This window comes from Pseudoalteromonas sp. ABE4_541, assembly GCF_056312285.1.
The window spans coordinates 112670-132567 of the sequence record NZ_JBSVEM010000015.1 but is presented as its reverse complement, the minus strand read 5'-3'; the positions used below and the strand labels follow the sequence as shown (position 1 = coordinate 132567).

Below are 19898 nucleotides of genomic sequence, written 5' to 3'. Positions count from 1 at the left end.
ATGAAAGTCTCGGTGATCTGCCGCCAGCAGCTTACCGGGCAAAGTTAGAAAACTCTAGTTTACAGGTGTCTCACTGACGGGGAAGTGGACAGCTGCATCATTCCATTAGTGAACAGCACTAAAACAGGGACGGCTACAAATCACTAATCAATCATTACCGAACAAGTCTCGCGTATACACTTTATCAACGACATCGTTCAGTTCATTAACCATTCGATTTGACACGATGACATCACATAAAGATTTAAACTCGTCGAGATCAGAGACTACTTTGGAGTTAAAAAAATACTCATCTTCAAGTACGGGCTCATAAACAACAACTTCAATTCCTTTCGCTTTTATGCGCTTCATCACCCCTTGGATTGAAGATGCTCTAAAGTTGTCTGATCCCGCCTTCATAATTAATCGGTAAATACCGACAGTTTGCGGCTTTTTCTTGAGAATTGACTCTGCAATAAAGTCTTTTCTTGTTGTGTTTGCATCAACTATGGCCTGAATGATGTTGTTTGGCACATCTTTATAATTTGCCAAAAGCTGTTGTGTGTCTTTTGGTAAACAGTAGCCACCATAACCAAAGGAAGGGTTGTTATAATGATTGCCAATGCGAGGATCTAAACACACTCCTTCAATGATCTGCTTGGTATTTAATCCATGGGTTTCAGCATAGGTGTCTAACTCATTGAAATAAGCCACACGCATAGCTAGGTAAGTGTTTGAAAAAAGTTTAATCGCTTCAGCTTCTGTAGAATCGGTAAATAGCACATCTATATTTTTTTTAATCGCACCTTGCTGCAACAAGTTAGCGAAAATTTGAGCTCTTTCGGAACGTTCACCAACAATGATTCGAGAAGGATATAAATTATCAAATAATGCCTTACCCTCCCTGAGAAATTCGGGAGAAAACAAAACATTATCAATACCTAATTCACTTTTAACCCGTTGAGTAAATCCAACAGGTATAGTTGATTTGATGACAATTTCAGCTTGCGGGTTATAAGACAAAACATCATTGATGACAGATTCAACAGTTTTGGTATTGAAGTACCCTGTTTCAGGATCATAATCTGTTGGCGTTGCAATAACCACAAAGTCAGCATGTGCATAAGCTAAGCTTTTATCTGTAGTCGCTTGCAAATTAAGTTCTTTGCTTGATAAGAATTCACTAATTTCCTTGTCTTCAATCGGCGAAATTTTATCATTAATTAGTTTTACCTTTGCCTCATCAATATCGAGTGCGACAACCTCGTTATACTGTGCCAGTAAAACCGAGTTAGACAAACCAACGTAACCAGTTCCAACAACAACTACCTTCATAGTAACTCTCTTGTGTTTACAATCGCGGCAACTATTCTCTGACTCGCTTTTCCATCACCGTAAGGGTTATGGGCCATACTCATTTTTTTATACAAATCAGTATCTTTAATCAATTCAGACACAGAAGCAACTATCTTCTCTTTATCAGTTCCTACAAGTCGAACCGTTCCTGCGTTAATTGCTTCAGGCCGCTCTGTAGTATCACGCATTACTAAAACAGGTTTCCCAAGCGATGGAGCCTCTTCTTGAATACCACCTGAGTCCGTCAGAATCAAATAAGCCTTATTCATAAGATAGACAAAAGGAAGATAATCCTGAGGCTCTATCAGTTTTACATTTGGCACATCGAGCAATAAACGCTTTACTGGCTCCTGTACATTCGGGTTCAGGTGTACAGGATAGACGAAATTAAAGTTTGGGTGTAATTTTGCGAGTTCAGCAATGGCGCTACATATACGTTCAAAACCACCGCCAAAGCTTTCTCGCCGATGACCTGTTATTAATATATACGGTTGATATGTTATGTCTGAAAATTTTGCCTCTAACTTAGCAAGCAAAGCCTCGTTAGTAAGCACATTATCTTTTACATCTAAAAGCGCATCGACAACCGTGTTACCCGTTACAATGACCTTGTTAGCGGCAACGTGTTCGTTTAACAAATTTTGTGCCGATGCTTGCGTGGGAGCAAAGTGTAGTTCAGCAAGCTTTCCTGTTAGTGTGCGGTTTGCTTCTTCTGGCCATGGGCTTAAAATATTACCTGTTCGAAGCCCAGCTTCTACATGGCCGACTTTAATTTGCTTGTAAAAAGCAGCAAGCGATGCAGATAAAGTTGTTGTTGTATCACCATGTACCAAAACCCAATCAGGTTTAAAGTCATCTAGTACCGTTCTAAGGCCGAGTAAAATTTTACTCGTTACATCATAGAGATCCTGCCCTGATTGCATTATATCCAAGTCATAGTCTGGTTTTATTTCAAACAAATTTAAAACTTGATCCAGCATTTCCCGATGCTGTGCTGTGACACATACTTTAGACTCGATATACTCGCTACGCGCGAGCTCTTTTACTAAAGGCGCCATCTTTATTGCTTCTGGGCGCGTACCAAATACAGTTAATACTTTCATATATTTAAGCTTCTTAAAAAATGCCTCTGCTATCAATAATTACTTTTTTCGCGACCTGCTCAGGTTCTATATGTTTAAATTCTTTATGGTCTACAAGCACGGCGACTGTATTTGATACCGAAATAGCCTCTTCAAGCTCCATCAGGCGTACGCCTAACTCTGCAAGCTCCTTTGGAATTGCTTCAATATTTGGTTCAACAACAATGACTTCATAATCATTTTTTGATGCTAACATTTTTACAATATCAATCGCAGGGCTTTCTCTGAGGTCATCAATGTCAGCTTTAAAAGCAATTCCCAAACAAGTAATGACTGGTTTTTTAAATTGCTCTGCTGCATCTACTATTTGTTTAAAAACATAGTGAGGTTTAGAATCATTAACTTCTCTAGCCTGCCTAATTAGCTTTGCTCTTTCAGGAGCACTACTGACAATAAACCAAGGATCAACTGCAATGCAATGACCTCCAACACCTGGGCCGGGATTTAAAATGTTTACTCTGGGGTGTCTATTTGCAAGCTTGATAAGTTCCCAAACATCAATCTTTAAATCGTCACAAATCATCGACAATTCGTTGGCAAATGCGATATTTACATCTCGAAACGAGTTTTCAGTTAACTTCGCCATTTCAGCCGTTCTAGCATTGGTAATTAAACACTGACCTTTTACAAAGATTTGGTACAACTCAATCGCTTTCTCGGTGCACGCATCAGACATTCCCCCTATAACACGATCATTTTCGACTAATTCTTTTAGAACATAACCGGGTAGAACACGTTCAGGACAATGCGCGATTTTAACATCTGCATTATCACCGGCAGATTGTGGGAAAGTTAGATCTGGTCTTAGCTCTGCCAACCATTCAGCCATTTTTTCAGTCGCACCAACAGGTGACGTACTTTCAAGTACAACTAAGTTTCCTTTTTCTAGGACAGATGCAATCGCTTCTGATGCTGAGCGTATATAACTTAAATCAGCCTGATAATCAGCATTGAATGGTGTGGGAACAGCCACCAGAAAAGCATCAGCAGCCTTCGCGGTCGTTGTCGCTTGAAGCTTTTTCGCTTGCACTGTACTTCTTACAACAATATCTAAATCAGGTTCAACAATATGGACATCACCATTGTTAATCGTATCAACCGTGTTTTGATTAACATCAACACCAATTACATTAATTCCTCTTGATGCGATAACTGCTGCAGTCGGTAATCCGATGTAACCTAAACCTACTACCGAAACGGTTTTTATTGACATATGTAACCTATTAATTTGTTGTTAAATTTTTCCAGCTAAATAGTAATAAACAAACTTGAGCAGTTTGCCTTGCCGAAAAAGCCTCGATGGCTGCGATACCAAGCGATAAAACCATTCTAAATGCAGATTGATCCAAAGCTTTGGTGCTCGCTTTACGTTTCCTGTGTACACGTCATAAGTGCCACCAACGCCCATGTAAAATGCATCAGGAACATGCTGTCTGCACTCAAAAATAAACTTCTCCTGCTTTGGCGACCCCAAAGCAACAGTAACTATTTTCGCACCAGATTTTTGAATATCAGTAATAACTTGTTCACGGTTTTCAAAATAGCCGTCTTTTGCCCCCACAACGTTAACACCTAAACGTTGTAGCCGAGCCTTTGTTTCTTCGATAACACTGGGGGAAGCACCTAATAAATATACAGGAATATCTAGCGACGCCGCAGACCCCATAAGTTGAACCCACAATTCACATCCCGGAACCCTCGCAACTTTCGCGTTCAACTTTCGTCCCATAACATAACTCACACCAATACCGTCGGCGTATCTCAAAGTTGCATCAAGCAGTACTTGTCTAGTTTCTGGATCCTGCTCTGCTGTAATAATTTTCTCTGGATTAATAGCAACTGCTACACCAGGAATAACACTTGCACCATTTAAGATAGAGCGTTCGATAACATCTTTGATAGAGCCGAAAACTGAAACGGGTATACCCCGGACTGTAATCTCGTTTGAACTGTTCACCGTTACCCCTTAACTAATAGCTCGCAATAAAGTTCAATCAACCTATTGATCACTTTATCAAGACGATGTTCACTTGCCGTTTTAATAGCTTCCCGTTGCAAAGCTGCGTATGCATTTTCATTAAGCTTAAGTTTACTTAATACGTACTCATAGCCACATTCTTCTAGCCAACTATCGCTGTTCTCGAGTAAAAAGCCGTTAACCCCATGCTCAATTTGGACAGACGCTCCATCCGTTCTAGTAGCCAAAACAGGAACCCCTGATGCCATCGCTTCAGTGATAACTAATCCAAATGACTCATTTCTAGAAAGGCTGAGAAGAAAACGCGAGTTGCAGTATAACTTTGCTAGTTGTTCGGGTGGCAACACACCGTGAAAATCGGCGCATATATTACCATTTTGTGATAGGAGCTGTGAAGGGTTCCCCTGGCCTACAATTGCTATTTTTACGCCTTTATTTGCAATTTTTTGTAAACGGTCAAATCCTTTATTCTTATCTAAGTGCCCCACAAAAATAAAATCATATTTCGGAGTGACATGAGAGGCTGGATGATAAGTATCTAAAATACCGGCGCTTAGAATTGAAACCTTTTTTTCTTTCGTAGAGATGTTTGATTCAAAGCTCTTTAACAAACTTGCACTTACAAATATCGCGTGATCAACTTGTGTAAAGCACCAACGATACAACTTACTAGGTACCTGATAGTGGTAGACATCGCTACCGTGAAACGTGGTTATCAACTTTACCTGTCTATTGCGCAATAACTTATACGCAATTGCCAAAAAAATCGTTGGATAAAAAAAATGGACATGAATGATGTCTACTTTTTTTGAAAATAGATATTTCAGTAGAAATCGAAAAAAGAAAATAGGGTAACGAAATAATCTTGCGAACTTACCCTTCTCATCTTGAGTTAAGTAATAGTAGTCAACATCCATTTCGCCCCGCTTTGCCAGAGCCTCGTATTGATTATATACAAAACGACCTGAGTTTGGCTTCTGCTTACTTGGCCCCATATTTGAAAGTAAGAGCAGTTTCATCATTGTTTATTCTGCTTTTTTAGATCTCGTTGGAGCTGAATTCCATAATTTGCTCTAGAAGGTAACAAATGAAACAAGATTCGATGAAACAATTGAATCGCAGGAATGAGCGAAGGGTGAGTCATCGGGCTGTACCCTGATTCCACCTTTCTATTTTTGAAACGAGCTGCAGTTTTCTCCCAGACCCTTCGAAGCAGTTTATAGCTAACAGCATCTGCAAAGTCTTGATGAATATAGGCTGAAAATACTTTATTTGTCGCAAATGGAGAAATAACACTAAAACATTGTGCAGCTAACACATTACTCCCGAATATGGCATACCTTCCACCTCGCCCATACAAGAATTCATAGAAGGTGACTTTTTGATAATCAGACAACTCAAGATGGGATGTCTTTTGCTCAAAATCAGTCATCAACCTTTGCTGTGCGCTTTCACTACACATACCATATTTTGCTTTTAAAAGCTGATAAGCCGAGAATTTTCCTACTTTAAATACAAATGGAAATAACTTAAAGAGCTCTCCTTTCACCCCTTTAGGTGTCACAAAAGTACCTCTTTGCATTACATCCCCAAGGTATCCCTCAAAAAAGGCACTGGCCGCCGAAAATTTTCCGCTAACAAAATCATAATTGGCCAACAAGCCTGGGATGGGTTTCAACAAGCCGTGTGAAATTTCACTAATGATTTCTGCTTCATCGGATAGCTGAAAACCTTCTTCGTACTCATAGCCTAAATATTCTATAAAAAGATCTCTATATTGTTCCGCGATTTTACGTTCAGGACTGCCCGTAGGCCCATAAGTAAAGCCAAAAGCAAATTCACCCGATGCGAGCAGTAATCTAGAGTCCATACCACTACTAATCGGCAATATTCTTTGAGATTTGGGCCAATATTCTGACAAACTTTTAATTTCTTTTGTTACCCCCTCCAGTTCAATCAGAGCGCCTTGACCCAAACTCACATATTTGTTCGTTTTTTCTACACTTGTAACACTACCAGGCTCCAACCGTTCAATACCGTCATAGAGTGTAAAGTTACCAAATAAATGCGACTTATTATCGAGCACATTTTGCATATCCGCATCGACATGGTGACCATCAAGTAAAGGGAGCACAGCTGGCGCGATCCTTAATACGTCGGCTTTTCTATCAATATAATGACTTGATAGCCCAAACGGATCATTAATGACGAAAAGCTGTTGTTCCACTTGCCATAATGCGATAAAGGAACCAGCTTCAATATGTCGTAAAGCTTGCACTCCATCGTCATTTAAATCTTTTAATAAACTATCAAGATCGTTTCTTTTTGATTTATATATAAACCAACCTGATAAATATAGATTGCTCCCTTTTAAAGAGGAAAAAGGCGGTTTGTGCCATTCTTTACCGCTGTAAATAATACAGGCATTAAGCTCTGGAATTTGCAATACCTGACTATGCTGGGCTACAAACTTTTCGGTATGTGGAATAGCATTTTGTTGAGCACATAAATATAACCCTCTCAAAGTCCTAGTCTCCTTGAATGCGAACAGAAGTGCGAGCTTGACGCCTAGCTAAGTACCATTCCAAGGGCTTTTTCCCCAACACAAAACCAACTAATAGCTTAGTATAAACCCTTAAATTCATTACAGAGTATGATATCGCCTTACTGTAATTGACAGCACTCTTTAGGCGATGCCCACTGCGCAGCTCAAAATCACCTAAACTTTCATATTGCCGAGATAGGCCCTTAAATAGCTTTAAAGATTCAAATTCAGTTTTGTATTTACATAAAATCGCTTTATGTCCATTCACCTTAGAAAGTGGGTTACATGAGATACCATCTTCAGCAAGCTGATAGGTTAAAAGTGGCTCTCGTAAATGCTTTCCATCAAACTGCTTTGCCAATCTAAGCAATAAATCATAGTCTTGCATGCTAGGAAGAGAGTCATCAAAACCATCAACTTCTACTAGAGCTTGACGCTTTATCAACAATGCCGATGTACAGATACCATACCCCTGCTCCAATAACTGTTGGTACATATTATCCGCAGGCAAACATTTAAATTCTTTTTCTAGTCCTTGATAAGTAAGATACATATCACAGTAACAAAACATAGCCGCAGAGTTACTTTTTAATTGATTTACTTGTTTTTCCAGCTTGTCAGAGCGCCAAACGTCATCATCATCTAAAAACGCAATGTACTCTCCAAGAGCAGCTTTCCAACCGGTGTTTCTTGCAGCACATGCGCCAAGGTTTTGTTCATGCTGAATATACATAACTTGTGGGTCAAGCTCATATTTTAACATCACTTGCTGCGTTTGCTCACGATGGTGATCTGGGTGATTGTCGTCTACAACAATCACTTTCCAATCTTTAAAAGACTGTAATTTGACACTGTCAATCGCTTTTTCGAGGACTTGTGCTCTACGATACGTTGGAATGATAATACTTACTATTTCTTGCATTGCGCACTCTATTTTGTTCTATAGCCTTCATAGTATTGTAAGTCTTCACTCACATATAAATGAAACTGCTTTAAATAACTAAAACCAGTCAATTCAATTGGGTGATAATAACCCCTAGTTTTGTAGAAAAACTCACTCTCATTGATAAATACAACATATGAAAATGAAAGCATTACAAAAGATTTCACTGAAATAAGAAAAATCTGTACTAATGAAGAGGGATTGAAAACCCCCAGCGAATGGATCAATAACGGTGCATAAACTAAGTACAAAGGTAAAATGATTCTATGTAGCTCCTCGCCTATAAAGAAAAGGGCTATAAAACCAATCGCACAAAAGTAAATGCTGATATTAAATAATGCCGCTTGATCATCATTTTTACTTCGATAGTAAGCAGGCATGCTTACTAGCGTAAATACTACAAATATTATCAACGAAGCTAGTTTAGAAAAGTTAGGCTCAATCACTAATCTTGTCAGAATCTTATTGATCATATAATTGTTAACAATGCCACCCAAGAGTTTAATACTGAAAACAAAAATCATGACCCCAAATAGAAAGAAAGTGAACAACCCCACCAACTGCAATATTGAATATCTTTTGTTTAATTTCTTGTTCAGCAAGAAAATAGGTAGCATTAACACCATTGTTGAAAAGTGCAGTAGCCCTCCCAAAAGAAATATCAACAGCCCTTTTCTAACATTACTTTTAGAAACCCATACTCCACAAAGCAAAATAGGTATAGCCATACATGCTCTAATCAGATGCCATTGAGCTTGAAAGAACTTATAAAATAATACGATTAAAACAAAGCATAGTAATGGATAAGCTACATTAACTTGTTTGCAAAATTGCCATATAAACAGATATGTCAAAAACAAAGTCAGCAAGTAATAAAGGAACAAATGATTATTGGTTATCGAGGCCACAGCCCAACTGTACAGAGCAAACAATAAATCGGCATGCTTACCGTAAATAAGAGACGTAGAAAGCATTGAGCTAAACTCACTATAGCGCTCGTATGCCATAAAGTAAGTAGGCATGTCATCCGCGCCTCCCCAAAGAAAACCTACAAGTCGGCTCGCGATAAGCATCGATAATGAAAAACTCATCAAAATAGGAAGAACGTTCGCCGGTTTTTTTCCCTGTTCAGAAGATGCGTAAACTAACACCAATGCAAGCCAGAGCAAGATTGGCATAAAAAGCCAGCTTATAGACAAAAATAGTAGACTGAGATGTCTACTATTCGTCGCTATACTTTGCACGCTTGAGAAGTTTAGACTCGCCATTTTAGCTAGCCTTTTTCATACTTAAGCTCTTTTAAAAAATGGCGAATAAGCACTAAACCTACGCTAAAGAAAACACCAAAAATTGCTCCAAGGATACAAATAACTGCACGGCTGGGGCTATCTTTTCTTTCCGCAACAATCGGGCTTTCTATTGTTTTAAATGCAAAGTCTTTCCTTACCTCTGCCAGCAACATTTGCTTTGTTTGCTCTTCAATTATGGTGTAAAACACACTTTTCATCTGAGCAACATCTGTTTTTTCAAGCTGTTGCTGAATATAAGCAATGCTTTGAGATTTTTCGCTCAGCTCCTTTGTGCGAATTAATTCATTGAGCTCAGCGACCATTACCTCAACCCAATGCTTTGCTTGATGGGGGCTAATGCTTTTGATATCTATGGTAACAAGATTCGTGACTTTGTCATGTTTAACATTAAATAACTTCACAAACCTTTCATACACTTCATAAGGTGTCGGCTTAAGTGACTCATTTGTATTTGGGTCGGTAAGCCACTGCCCTGATTGAACATCATAAACTTCGTCATTGTAAATGACTTGCTTTGTATTCTTATCGTATTCTTTGACAGCGAATAACGCTTTACCAACACCGTATTTCTCAAAGAAAGGAAACAAAAAATCTTTTGATTTGAGCATTTCTATATGTAATAGCGTGTTCCCTCCACCACCTGTTAAATTCATCCCTGCAAAACTGGCTAAACCACCTAATTGGCCACCAAGAGACGCCAAAGCTGAAGATTCACTATCGTCTTGCGGTGCTAGGGTAGTAGAAGACTTATAAATATTTGGTAGAGTCAAAGAATACGTAACAGCTAACACACAAACAAGTACACTAAATGCCGCAATAAATACTTTACCACGCCAAATGACCAGCCACATTTGGAGCAAATTAACCGATGTGTCTTGAGTTTGCTGTAATTGATTATGGGCCATTATTTACTTTGCTCCTGTGCAACTTTAAGCAAATACTGACCGTATTCTGTTTTGCTCAATTTATTCCCTTCCTCAATTAATTGCTCCTTTTTGATCCAGCCTTTTGTATAAGCAATTTCTTGCAAACAAGCGATTTTAAAGCCTTGACGTTTTTCAACAGTATGAACAAACTGAGAAGCCTCCATCAAGCTGTCATGGGTTCCAGTATCTAACCAAGCGAAACCTCGACCAAGCACCTCAACACGGAGCATGTTTTCTTTTAGGTAAGCTTCGTTCAGACAAGTGATCTCAAGCTCCCCTCTTGAAGAAGGCTTAATGGCTTTTGCTTTTTCTACGACACTATTGTCATAGAAATATAAACCCGTCACTGCGTAGTTAGATTTAGGATTCAGTGGCTTTTCTTCTATAGATAAAGCATTGAAAGACTGGTCAACCTCAACAACGCCAAAGCGCTCAGGGTCATTAACTTGATAAGCAAATACAACCGCACCATCTTGCAATTGAGCTGCTTTTTGTAATTTAGGTGAAAAATTCGAACCATAAAAAACATTGTCACCTAGGATCAAACATACGCTGTCTTCACCAATAAAGTCTTCTCCAATCAAAAAAGCCTGTGCAAGGCCGTCTGGAGTGGGCTGTTCTTCAAATGTTAAGTTAATCCCCAAATGACTACCATCCCCTAGCAACTTTTTAAACTGTGCCTGATCTTCAGGGGTCGTAATGATTAAGATTTCTCGGATGCCCGCCAACATTAATACCGACAACGGGTAATAGATCATCGGCTTATCATAAACGGGAAGTAATTGCTTACTTACACCTTGAGTAATAGGGTGCAAACGTGTACCACTACCACCGGCAAGAATAATACCTTTCACAACTACACTCCTAGCCTTTCACGGCGATAGCTACCCGATTGAACGCGCTCACACCAAACTCGGCTGTTCAAGTACCAATCAATCGTTTTTTCGATACCAGTTTCAAAAGTTTCACTGGGCTTCCACCCGAGTTCCTGAGCTATTTTCTGAGCATCTATTGCATAACGCAAATCGTGACCAGGCCTGTCCTGCACATACGTTATCAACTCTGAAAAACTTTCTATACCGTTGGGTTTATCATCAACCTTTTCGTCTAGCAAAGAACAAATTGTTTTTACAACATCTATATTTTTCTTCTCATTATGCCCGCCGATATTGTAAGTTTCACCAACCTTGCCAGTGGTCAGAACTGTAACAAGCGCTCTGGCGTGATCCTCTACATATAGCCAATCTCGGATTTGAGCACCATCACCATAAACAGGCAGAGGCTTCCCATCCAAAGCATTTAAAATCATTAGCGGAATTAGCTTTTCTGGAAAATGATACGGGCCATAATTATTCGAACAATTTGTTAAAAGTGTAGGTAAACCGTACGTTCGTTGCCATGCTCTCACCAGATGATCAGAGCTTGCTTTACTCGCAGAGTATGGTGAACTCGGGTCATACGAAGTCAGCTCAGTGAAAAGCGCGCCTGAGTCAGCAAGATCTCCATACACTTCATCAGTTGAAATATGGTGAAAGCGAAATGCGGCTTGCTTTTGTGCTTCTAACGAAGACCAATATTGTCGTGCAGCTTCGAGCAAAGTATAGGTACCAACAATATTCGTTAATATAAATTCACCTGGCCCGTCAATTGAACGATCAACATGAGATTCAGCCGCTAAATGCATAACGTAATCTGGTTGATATTGGTTGAAAATTCGTTCAATTTGATGCGCGTCGCAGATATCGTGTTGTTCAAAAGTATAATTTGGGTGATCTGTTACGCCCACCAGCGACTCTAAATTCCCTGCATACGTAAGCTTATCAACGTTAACGACTCGAAATCCCCCTACGCCAATCAAGTGGCGAACAACTGCACTTCCGATGAATCCAGCACCTCCGGTAACTAAAACCGTTTTCATATTGCTCCTGCTTTTCAACCAATTCAAATTAACAAATCAACTGGCAATTATCGCAAACTTTCTATTAAGTACCAAGTTATCAAATTGTAGTTTTTTGTTTCACTTTACTTACTTGTTGTGCGAATAACGCCAATGTTAGGAGACCACCAATAGACTCAGCTTTCATATTTGGGTCGCCTTCATAGTATTTTTTGAGCGTTAAAGCTCTTTGTTCAAAAGAGAGCTGTTGATTAAGTAACTCACTTTCAGTATCTAACACTAATGTTTCTACATAATGCTTAAAACTAGGCTCTCTCAGCCATGTATCGTAAGCTACATAGTGATGTTTCTGCGCAAGTTTTCGATATAGCTTGCGAGCCATTAGTTCGATCGGCGTCCCAACAATCCACTGTTTTATACGGCCTTTCACCGAGGTTGCTGTAGATACCGAAACGTTAGTATTTTTCGAGATAGGTTTTCCTGTTTGTTGCCAAGGGATCGTCGCAAAATACTCTGGATATAAGTCAAGCAACATGTGATGATAAATCCGTCCGTTTCTTCTATAGTCTTCTGGCAAGCTATACATAAACTCCATAAACTCATTCTCCACGAATGGCTTTAACTGATGTAAATGTGAAGCCAATAAATCACTACCAGCCGAAATAAAGCGCACCCCGCGATTGTATACGAGAATAGCATCGCTACAACTATCGCTAAAATAGCCTTGGTCAAAATCGGCATGTGAAGCATGGTGTTTAAATTTCCCTTGGGCTGCAGTAAGCGTAGTCGACTCACTCGCACCGGAGCATAAATAGCTTCCGCCAGCTGTCACATCCCCCAAAAAACCATTGAGCAAGAAGTGTGACTTCGAGGAAATAAGGGGCAGAGCCTTTAATGCATGCATATGCAAAACATTTTTAAGTCCGTCTGTACTCCAAACTCCTTGCTCTCTACCCGAAAACCAATTTGATTGATTGATTTCTATAAAATGATGTTCTGAGCCGGCCAATGTAGCAACTTGTTGAGCGATAACCTGATCTTGACAACCCGCTTCCCCAAAAGTAAACGTATATATATCACCTTTAAAATGCCTTTTCGCTGCAGCTAGTAAAACACGCGAGTCAAGTCCGCCACTAAGCGTTATTGCAACGCTAGACCCCGTAATTTTAGAGAAACTTTGTTGCATAGCCTTTTCAAAAAGCTCCCCCATTTTAGCAAGTGCTTCATGAAAGCTGATTTGCTTATTGGGTCTAATATTCTGCCAACTCCAATAACTGTGCTGTGAACATTTGTTACCATCATAGTCAAATGTACATATCGAAGCTGGTGGGAGACGTTTAATATTGTTATACGCAGTGTCTAGCGCCAAATAATGTCCCACATCACCAAAGCATTTAACACCCTCATGATCAATATCAAACTCAAAACTTGGGTGGGCAAGCAAGGCCTTTAGCTCACTGGAAAAGCCTTGCAATTTTTGTTCATCCTGCCAGAGGTAAACAGGTTTCATTCCCAGCTTGTCGGACGCAATACTGATAGTTAAAGCCGACTTATCATTTACAACCAACACAAAGTAACCACTGGCCGTACCTAAACAAGCTTTCAATTCACCATTAATATAAGCGCTTTTTAATTTGTGCAATGCCTCTTGGTTAGAAGTTTCACTCCCGGCTATGGCAAATATATCCCCCCACAAAACAAGCTCGATACTAGACTCTTCAATAATTTCAACAGCAATGCTTTGATGTTGGCTAAAAATATCTAAACTAACTTCAGCTTGACGTTGTGAGTAAACTCGCTCGCCTGACATTAACTCATTTAGTTTGGTGATTGACTTGGCATTTTCAGATACAAAACCAACTATTCCTGTCATTGGTGACCTCGTAACTCTTTAATTAAATTTTTAATAATAGGCGCCATTAAAAGTAGATATAATCCAGTACAAATGAAGAGGTTAATTGTTGTTTCCCACAGCCCTCTTGGAGCATAAACATAGTTACTAAGATAAGAGAGAGTAAAAGCACATATAGTAGCAGGTGCAATTGTTCGGAAGAAATCAGCAGCCTGTAGTGATATCAGTGGCTTAATAAGAAAAATAACGTGTAAAACGACAAAGGTAAACTGCAACAAAGTCAAGGCTTGCGCCAAAAATACAACCCCACCAGAAATACAAGCAACCACAATCAAAGGTCGTACAATAGAAACAAATACATTCCACCAAAAAGCGCGTTTTACATTACCAGTAGAGCGTAACAAAACACCAACCGGGTTAACGATTGAGATCAGTAGCATGTAGTACGCCATCCATTTCAGCAATTGGGCGTGCTCTAGCCAACTGCTTCCGTACACCAAAGTAATTAATACCTCTGCATGTTCGGCAGCAAAGATATAAAGCGGTGCATTGATAAGCGTAAGTAACGCCAGCATGGACATATAAAGCGCCTTTCGATTTCGCTCGTCACCAAAGTTAACCATCAATGGAAATGCGACTTTATTTACAATTGGGTTGATAAGCTGCAATGCAGGTTTGAACACTAAGTCTTTTATATAGGCGTAAATACCCAAAGTTTCAGCACCCAACAATTTACCAACTAAAAGTTGATCAATTTGAGCACTCATATAATTCACCAAGCTTTCACCTGTTTGGTATAAGCCATAACGTATCGGTTCAATCACTTGTTGATAGTGAACGCGAGTCAGTCTTGGACGGTATTCTGTTATTAGCATAAACGAAAATGACAGCGCCAAAGCGACACTCAATTGCGCCACAACAACCGCAGACTCTTTTAAGCCAAACCAAAGTGCACTCAACAACATGCAAAAACCAAACAATTGAGCAAACACTTCGATTTTAGCAAGTCGCTTAAAAGCCATCGCTTGTTGTAAAAGCGCTTGGATCTGTTGTCCCAAACTGCGAATAAAGAAAACCGGTGCCAAATATAGCAATAAAGTGGTTAGCTGAGGCAACTCAAAAAACCAAGCGATAAATGGGCTGAGTAAGGCCACTGAAATAGATAGCGCAGCACCTAAGCAAATATTAACAACGAACAGCTGGCTTTTCTGATTTTGCGATAAATCTTTGTGGTAAATAAGCGCATTCGAAAGGCCTGCATCACCAAATACTTGAGCAAACCCTACAACTAAATTGATAACAGCTACAATGCCCAGTTCAAGAGGGGAAAGCACACGCGCCAATATGATAAGTTGAACAACCTGAACAAGACCTTTAATTAAAGTTGATAGCCCAACCCATGCACCACCATTAGATGCATGCTTTGCAATGCTCATCAATCTTGTCCACTTATTAATTTACGCCACTTTGGTGCTAAAGCTTCTTCCGTAAAGTGTTGATGCATTAATTGCGCGTTTTGGTGATTAACTCGGTGACTCACATCGAAAAGCTCATCAAAGGTCATATCTTCAAGCGCTTCTGTCTTTTCTACATTGAACCCTAAGTCAGATAAATTGATATAACTTGAAGTACCACTGAGCAAAAAAATCGGCTTTCCCATCAATAGCATAGCATAAGCGACATAAAGCCCTTGCTGGCGATTTTGAGCAAAAACCGTACAATGCACATCTCCTAAGAGTGCATCATACTCCTCTTTTTCAAGCATTGTTGTAATAGCTTTAAATTTATCTCCAAATATTTCCGTGCCACGTTTTGCGATGCGTTCTACATAATCAGCTTGCCCAGCATAGTTAAGTGGAGCTATCACCTCAATGTTTTCGTCCTTCCACTTTGCAAGGTGATCCAAAATGACATCATGATTGTTGCTCGCTGCTGCTGAATTACCGATTAAAATCTTCGTACACTCTGGTTCTGGTGTGTTTTTTGGCGCGCTTACACCGATTAAAGGATAAGGCAGCACATCAACTTTTCTGCCAAATGTTTTCGCTGCTAAAGTGGAATCGCCCTTATTTAAGGCAAACACATGCTTTTGTCGTTTTATAAATACCGTATGCAATGCTCTTGCAAGGCGCTCTTTAATACCAGAGAGAGGCTTTTGGTGGCGATAAAGTTCTCCCCCCCAAAATATACAGCTCGCCCTTTTCAATAACGGGCTAAAAGCTAAAACTTTCCATACATGTACATCAAAAATCCCATGAAAAACGATAACACTATCGTTGGGCTGTCGACTTAAAATATCTTTCAGCTCTTTGGCTGTTTGGTAGGTTTCAAAACATGGCTCACTCTCTTGGTGTGAACTTTTAACAATAAAACGCTGTTCGACTTTTAAATTGCAATGATTCAAAAAAAACCGACTCATACCCCGGTAATGGTGTGGGGTATCCGCAAACACGTGTAGGATCATAGTTTTTTAATACTTTTCTCAAATTGAGTTTGAAGCCCTAACAAATTTTGGCTTCTGTTCTTGACCTTTTTAGCTGGCTGGCCCGCGTATATAGTAAATGGGTCTAAGGAACGATTAACAAGGCTCAGTGCACCAACTGCGCACCCCTTAGACAAGATTGTTCCCGGTAAAATAACCGAACCACTACCAATAATGACATGCTCTTCAATCACCACTGGCGCATCATCTACGTTGGTAAACTCTTTTGGCACCATTGGGTTCGTCATATGCTCTCCACTATAGTCATCACTACTACTATAAATTGAAACACGCGACGAGATGTTAGAATAAGAGCCTATTTCTACCTTTCCTGCACCTATAATGCTCGAAAAAACAGCAATGTGAATATAATCCTCAAATTCAATACCGCCTTCACCTGCGGACAACACACAAAAGTCGTCAATTCGAACATGGTCACCAATGGCAATACGGGAAATACCATAAAAAGAAGCTTTTTTAGAAATCAGTGGATTTTTTCCAACCGACTTAAACCCTAAGGCAAGAAGTTCTTCTCGTGTATAATGCATATTTAGCTATGTCCTGCTTCGATATTCATTTACCAATCTAATGAGTGAAGTACAAATCTCGTCCACACCTTCAGCTGTTAAATCTGAATACATCGGCAAACACAAAACTCGACCAGCGATATCATTCGCGATGGGAGTTAACCCTTTCATGCCATAAGCAGGCACTTCACTCAAACTTGGGTAAAAATAGCGGCGGGTTTGAATGCCTTCCTCTTTAAGCACTTGAGATATATACAAAAGCTCATTTTCACTTTCAAAAACAACTGGGAAATATGCCCCATTTGGCAACCCACTTTGATGCCAACGCTGCAACTGTAACACGTTACATAAACGCTTCGAATAGTGCTGATGCAATTGTGCTCGCACGGCCAAAATATGCGGCAAATGCTCAAACAATGCCAACCCCATCGCAGCATGCACTTCACTCAATTTAGCATTCGTCCCTACACAGTCAGGTATTTGCTGGGCATTAAGTCCAAAGTTGATTAACTTCTTCGCTTTTTCTAAATCTTCTTTTCGTTTAAAAATAACCGCGCCGCCTTCCACGGTATGAAACATTTTTGTAGCGTGAAGACTTATTGTCGCGGCATCGCCATATGCCAATAGTGCCTTACCATCTAACGTAGAGCCAAAAGCATGCGCTGCATCATAAATGATCTTGAGATCATATTTATCCGCTTGTGCCTGCAAGGCTTGGTGATCACACGGGTTACCAAATACGTGCACAGCCACTATCGCAGAAGCCTGTACAAGTTGCTGCTCAGTCGCTTTAGTAATATCAAGATTATATGTATTTTTGTCTATATCAATAAACTCAGGAGAAAGCCCCTGAAAAGCAAGCGAACTGGCTGTTGCCGCAAAAGAAAATGGTGTCGTGAGTACATTTCCAGTAATGCCAAGTGCTGCATAAGCGATATGCAAGGCAAGCGTACCATTAGCAACGAGCAGCAAATGTTCAACGCCAATTTCCTGCTTTAACTTATTCTCTAATTCTTGTAAGCATACCCCATTATTAGTCAGCCAGTTTCGTTCAAAAATACCACTAATGTGCTGCTGATAAATTGACTCACTAGGTAAAAAAGGTTTAACAATTGGGTATTTCACATGACACTCACAAACATAGACTGGATGCGAGATATTAGCAAAATCACTTGCTCGAATCCAGTTTGACAGTTTCTTTAGTTTCCAGCCCTATAGTCTCATATAACATAAACTACCTATTCAGAAAATCGAATGTTTTTCAGAAGATAAAGGCTCATAAACAAGAAATAACAGCATGATCATTATGGTCGCGCTGTGAGATAAAGCATACGTAGTTTGAGCAGGAACATGTATCAGTTAAGTTATAACAGCACTGTTTTTGCGGGAGTGAAATAGCTTCAGACTCGTCGAAGACTTTAGAGGTAAACATACGCAGACAAAAGTGTAAAAGCAAAAAAGCGAGCCTAAGCTCGCTTTTTTATATTAAAGCTAAAAACTAATTACTTAGTTTTAACGCGGTCAGCGTCAGCTTTGTGGTAGTAGATAGCATCTACTGCGATGTTAGCAGAAGGAGCATTTACTACAACGTTGATACGTGCGTTACCAGTGATACCAGACTCTTTAGCGAACGCTACAACTTCTGCAGTGATGTTAGTTACAGACTTAGCAGCAGCAATTGCAGTTAAAGTCTTAACGTAATCTTTACCATCAGCAGTTAGAGTTACAGTGATAGCACCTTCAACAGTACCTGTGTTTGTAACGTTAACTGATTGAGCGTACTGAGAAGCGAATGGCATGAACGAGATTTCATCGTTAGAACCATCTAGAGTCCACTTACCAGCATCTTTAGCAGCTAGTGCTACAGTTGCTGTTGCACCAGCGTTTACAGCTGTAGAAGCAAGAGTGAATGACTGAGGCGCGTTGATTACAGAACCACCCGCAGTTTCACCTTTAACATTTGGTTGAACAGTGAAGTCATCAAGTGTACCAGCAGCTGTTTGAGTAATTGTTAGCTCAGTAAGTGCATCATTGATAGCTAGTGCAAATGTGTCACCACCAGTAGGTAGAGTGAACGCTGTAGCTAGTTCAGCTGCAGAAAGTTTACCGCTCTTATCCGCATCGTAGTCGATAGCGTAAGAGAAGTCACCTTTAAGCACGTGAGTTACTTTAGAGAAAGTAATGCCATCGTGGTGGCCTGCATTATCAGTTAGGTCCACTGTAAGGATATCTTTCAGTGTAGAACCTGTGTTTGTGAACTCTTTACGACCTTTCGCAGTAGAAACTTCACCGTCTAACTTAGTTAAAGCAGAAGAAAACTGAGAAGCAAATGTAGCTACAGTAACTGCTTTAGAAGCGTCGTAATCACCGATTGAAGGGTTCACAGAGACAGCTTTTGCACCGAACTGGATAGTACCTTTGTCAGCAGCAGAACCTGTTTTTAGTGAGAAACCACCGAAAGTGATTACACCAGTAGCGTCAGCTGGGTTGTTAGCAGTACTTACACGGAAACGTGCAGTTGATGAATCTGGGTAATCTACGAATGCGAATGTAGACGCAGCACCAGTTGCTGCTGTAGGAGTTACAGTCGTATCGAACTCAGCACCAGAAAGAGTTACTACGAATACGTCGTTTACAATGTACTCTGCACCGGTATCGATAGTAATTGTGTTAAGATCAGCTGCAGCAATTACAGATGAACCTAACTGCTTGTTACCTTCAAGCGAGATGTTGATAGCACCAGGTGCACCTACGGCTACTGTGCCTGCGTTAGCAGCAACTGAAACACCTGCAAAAGCAAGCGCTAGTAGAGATTTTTTGAACATTATCCATTCTCCAAAGTTTCATGAAACAGGAACATTTTAATAAGTTCCAATTTTTTTAGTTTTTTGACTTTCAATTAGGCCGTCACCTAAGTGACTAACAGTCAAACAAGGTCTCAGTCTAAACAAAGTCGGTCTA

The 19898-nt window shown here is 39.9% G+C and carries 17 protein-coding genes; all 17 read right to left on the bottom strand.

Annotated features, from left to right (window positions below; translation table 11 throughout):
- Positions 1-147: 147 nt before the first annotated feature.
- Positions 148-1314, bottom strand: coding sequence for a nucleotide sugar dehydrogenase (locus tag ACW689_RS15120; RefSeq protein WP_476292782.1), 1167 nt, complete (start codon positions 1312-1314; stop codon positions 148-150).
- On the bottom strand, positions 1311-2438 hold the full coding sequence (gene wecB, locus ACW689_RS15115; protein ID WP_476292781.1) for a non-hydrolyzing UDP-N-acetylglucosamine 2-epimerase: 1128 nt from the start codon (positions 2436-2438) through the stop codon (positions 1311-1313). The genes ACW689_RS15120 and wecB overlap by 4 nt, the downstream gene beginning before the upstream one ends.
- A gap of 13 nt (positions 2439-2451) precedes the next feature.
- Complete coding sequence (gene wecC, locus ACW689_RS15110; protein ID WP_476292780.1) at positions 2452-3690, bottom strand: UDP-N-acetyl-D-mannosamine dehydrogenase; 1239 nt, start codon at positions 3688-3690, stop codon at positions 2452-2454.
- Positions 3691-3711: 21 nt separating this feature from the next.
- Positions 3712-4434, bottom strand: a complete 723-nt coding sequence (locus tag ACW689_RS15105; RefSeq protein WP_476292779.1) for a WecB/TagA/CpsF family glycosyltransferase — start codon at positions 4432-4434, stop codon at positions 3712-3714.
- A gap of 2 nt (positions 4435-4436) precedes the next feature.
- Positions 4437-5477 (bottom strand): glycosyltransferase family 4 protein, encoded by a 1041-nt coding sequence (locus ACW689_RS15100; RefSeq protein WP_476292778.1) that lies wholly within the window; start codon positions 5475-5477, stop codon positions 4437-4439.
- Positions 5474-6979 carry a hypothetical protein gene (locus tag ACW689_RS15095; RefSeq protein ID WP_476292777.1) on the bottom strand — a complete coding sequence of 502 codons (1506 nt, stop codon included), beginning with the start codon at positions 6977-6979 and terminating at the stop codon, positions 5474-5476. Before ACW689_RS15095 ends, ACW689_RS15100 begins: the two co-directional genes overlap by 4 nt.
- A 4-nt stretch (positions 6980-6983) precedes the next feature.
- Positions 6984-7922 carry a glycosyltransferase family 2 protein gene (locus tag ACW689_RS15090; protein ID WP_476292776.1) on the bottom strand — a complete coding sequence of 313 codons (939 nt, stop codon included), beginning with the start codon at positions 7920-7922 and terminating at the stop codon, positions 6984-6986.
- An 8-nt stretch (positions 7923-7930) separates the two neighbouring features.
- Positions 7931-9121: an EpsG family protein gene (locus ACW689_RS15085; protein WP_476292775.1), complete on the bottom strand. Its 1191-nt coding sequence runs from the start codon at positions 9119-9121 to the stop codon at positions 7931-7933.
- Between the two features lie 95 nt (positions 9122-9216).
- Positions 9217-10158 (bottom strand): Wzz/FepE/Etk N-terminal domain-containing protein, encoded by a 942-nt coding sequence (locus tag ACW689_RS15080; protein ID WP_476292774.1) that lies wholly within the window; start codon positions 10156-10158, stop codon positions 9217-9219.
- Positions 10158-11033 carry a glucose-1-phosphate thymidylyltransferase RfbA gene (rfbA, locus tag ACW689_RS15075; RefSeq protein ID WP_476292773.1) on the bottom strand — a complete coding sequence of 292 codons (876 nt, stop codon included), beginning with the start codon at positions 11031-11033 and terminating at the stop codon, positions 10158-10160. The genes ACW689_RS15080 and rfbA overlap by 1 nt, the downstream gene beginning before the upstream one ends.
- A 2-nt stretch (positions 11034-11035) precedes the next feature.
- Positions 11036-12097, bottom strand: a complete 1062-nt coding sequence (gene rfbB, locus ACW689_RS15070; RefSeq protein ID WP_476292772.1) for a dTDP-glucose 4,6-dehydratase — start codon at positions 12095-12097, stop codon at positions 11036-11038.
- A gap of 79 nt (positions 12098-12176) precedes the next feature.
- Positions 12177-13949 (bottom strand): asparagine synthase-related protein, encoded by a 1773-nt coding sequence (locus ACW689_RS15065; RefSeq protein WP_476292771.1) that lies wholly within the window; start codon positions 13947-13949, stop codon positions 12177-12179.
- Positions 13946-15364, bottom strand: coding sequence for an MOP flippase family protein (locus ACW689_RS15060; RefSeq protein WP_476292770.1), 1419 nt, complete (start codon positions 15362-15364; stop codon positions 13946-13948). Before ACW689_RS15060 ends, ACW689_RS15065 begins: the two co-directional genes overlap by 4 nt.
- Entirely contained in the window at positions 15364-16392 is a 1029-nt protein-coding gene (locus ACW689_RS15055; protein ID WP_476292769.1) for a TDP-N-acetylfucosamine:lipid II N-acetylfucosaminyltransferase family protein, read from the bottom strand. The genes ACW689_RS15060 and ACW689_RS15055 overlap by 1 nt, the downstream gene beginning before the upstream one ends.
- Positions 16389-16958 (bottom strand): acyltransferase, encoded by a 570-nt coding sequence (locus ACW689_RS15050; RefSeq protein WP_476292768.1) that lies wholly within the window; start codon positions 16956-16958, stop codon positions 16389-16391. Before ACW689_RS15050 ends, ACW689_RS15055 begins: the two co-directional genes overlap by 4 nt.
- Positions 16959-16964: 6 nt before the next feature.
- Positions 16965-18062: a DegT/DnrJ/EryC1/StrS family aminotransferase gene (locus ACW689_RS15045; RefSeq protein WP_476292767.1), complete on the bottom strand. Its 1098-nt coding sequence runs from the start codon at positions 18060-18062 to the stop codon at positions 16965-16967.
- Positions 18063-18439: 377 nt separating this feature from the next.
- On the bottom strand, positions 18440-19762 hold the full coding sequence (locus tag ACW689_RS15040) for a hypothetical protein (RefSeq protein ID WP_476292766.1): 1323 nt from the start codon (positions 19760-19762) through the stop codon (positions 18440-18442).
- Positions 19763-19898 lie beyond the last annotated feature (136 nt).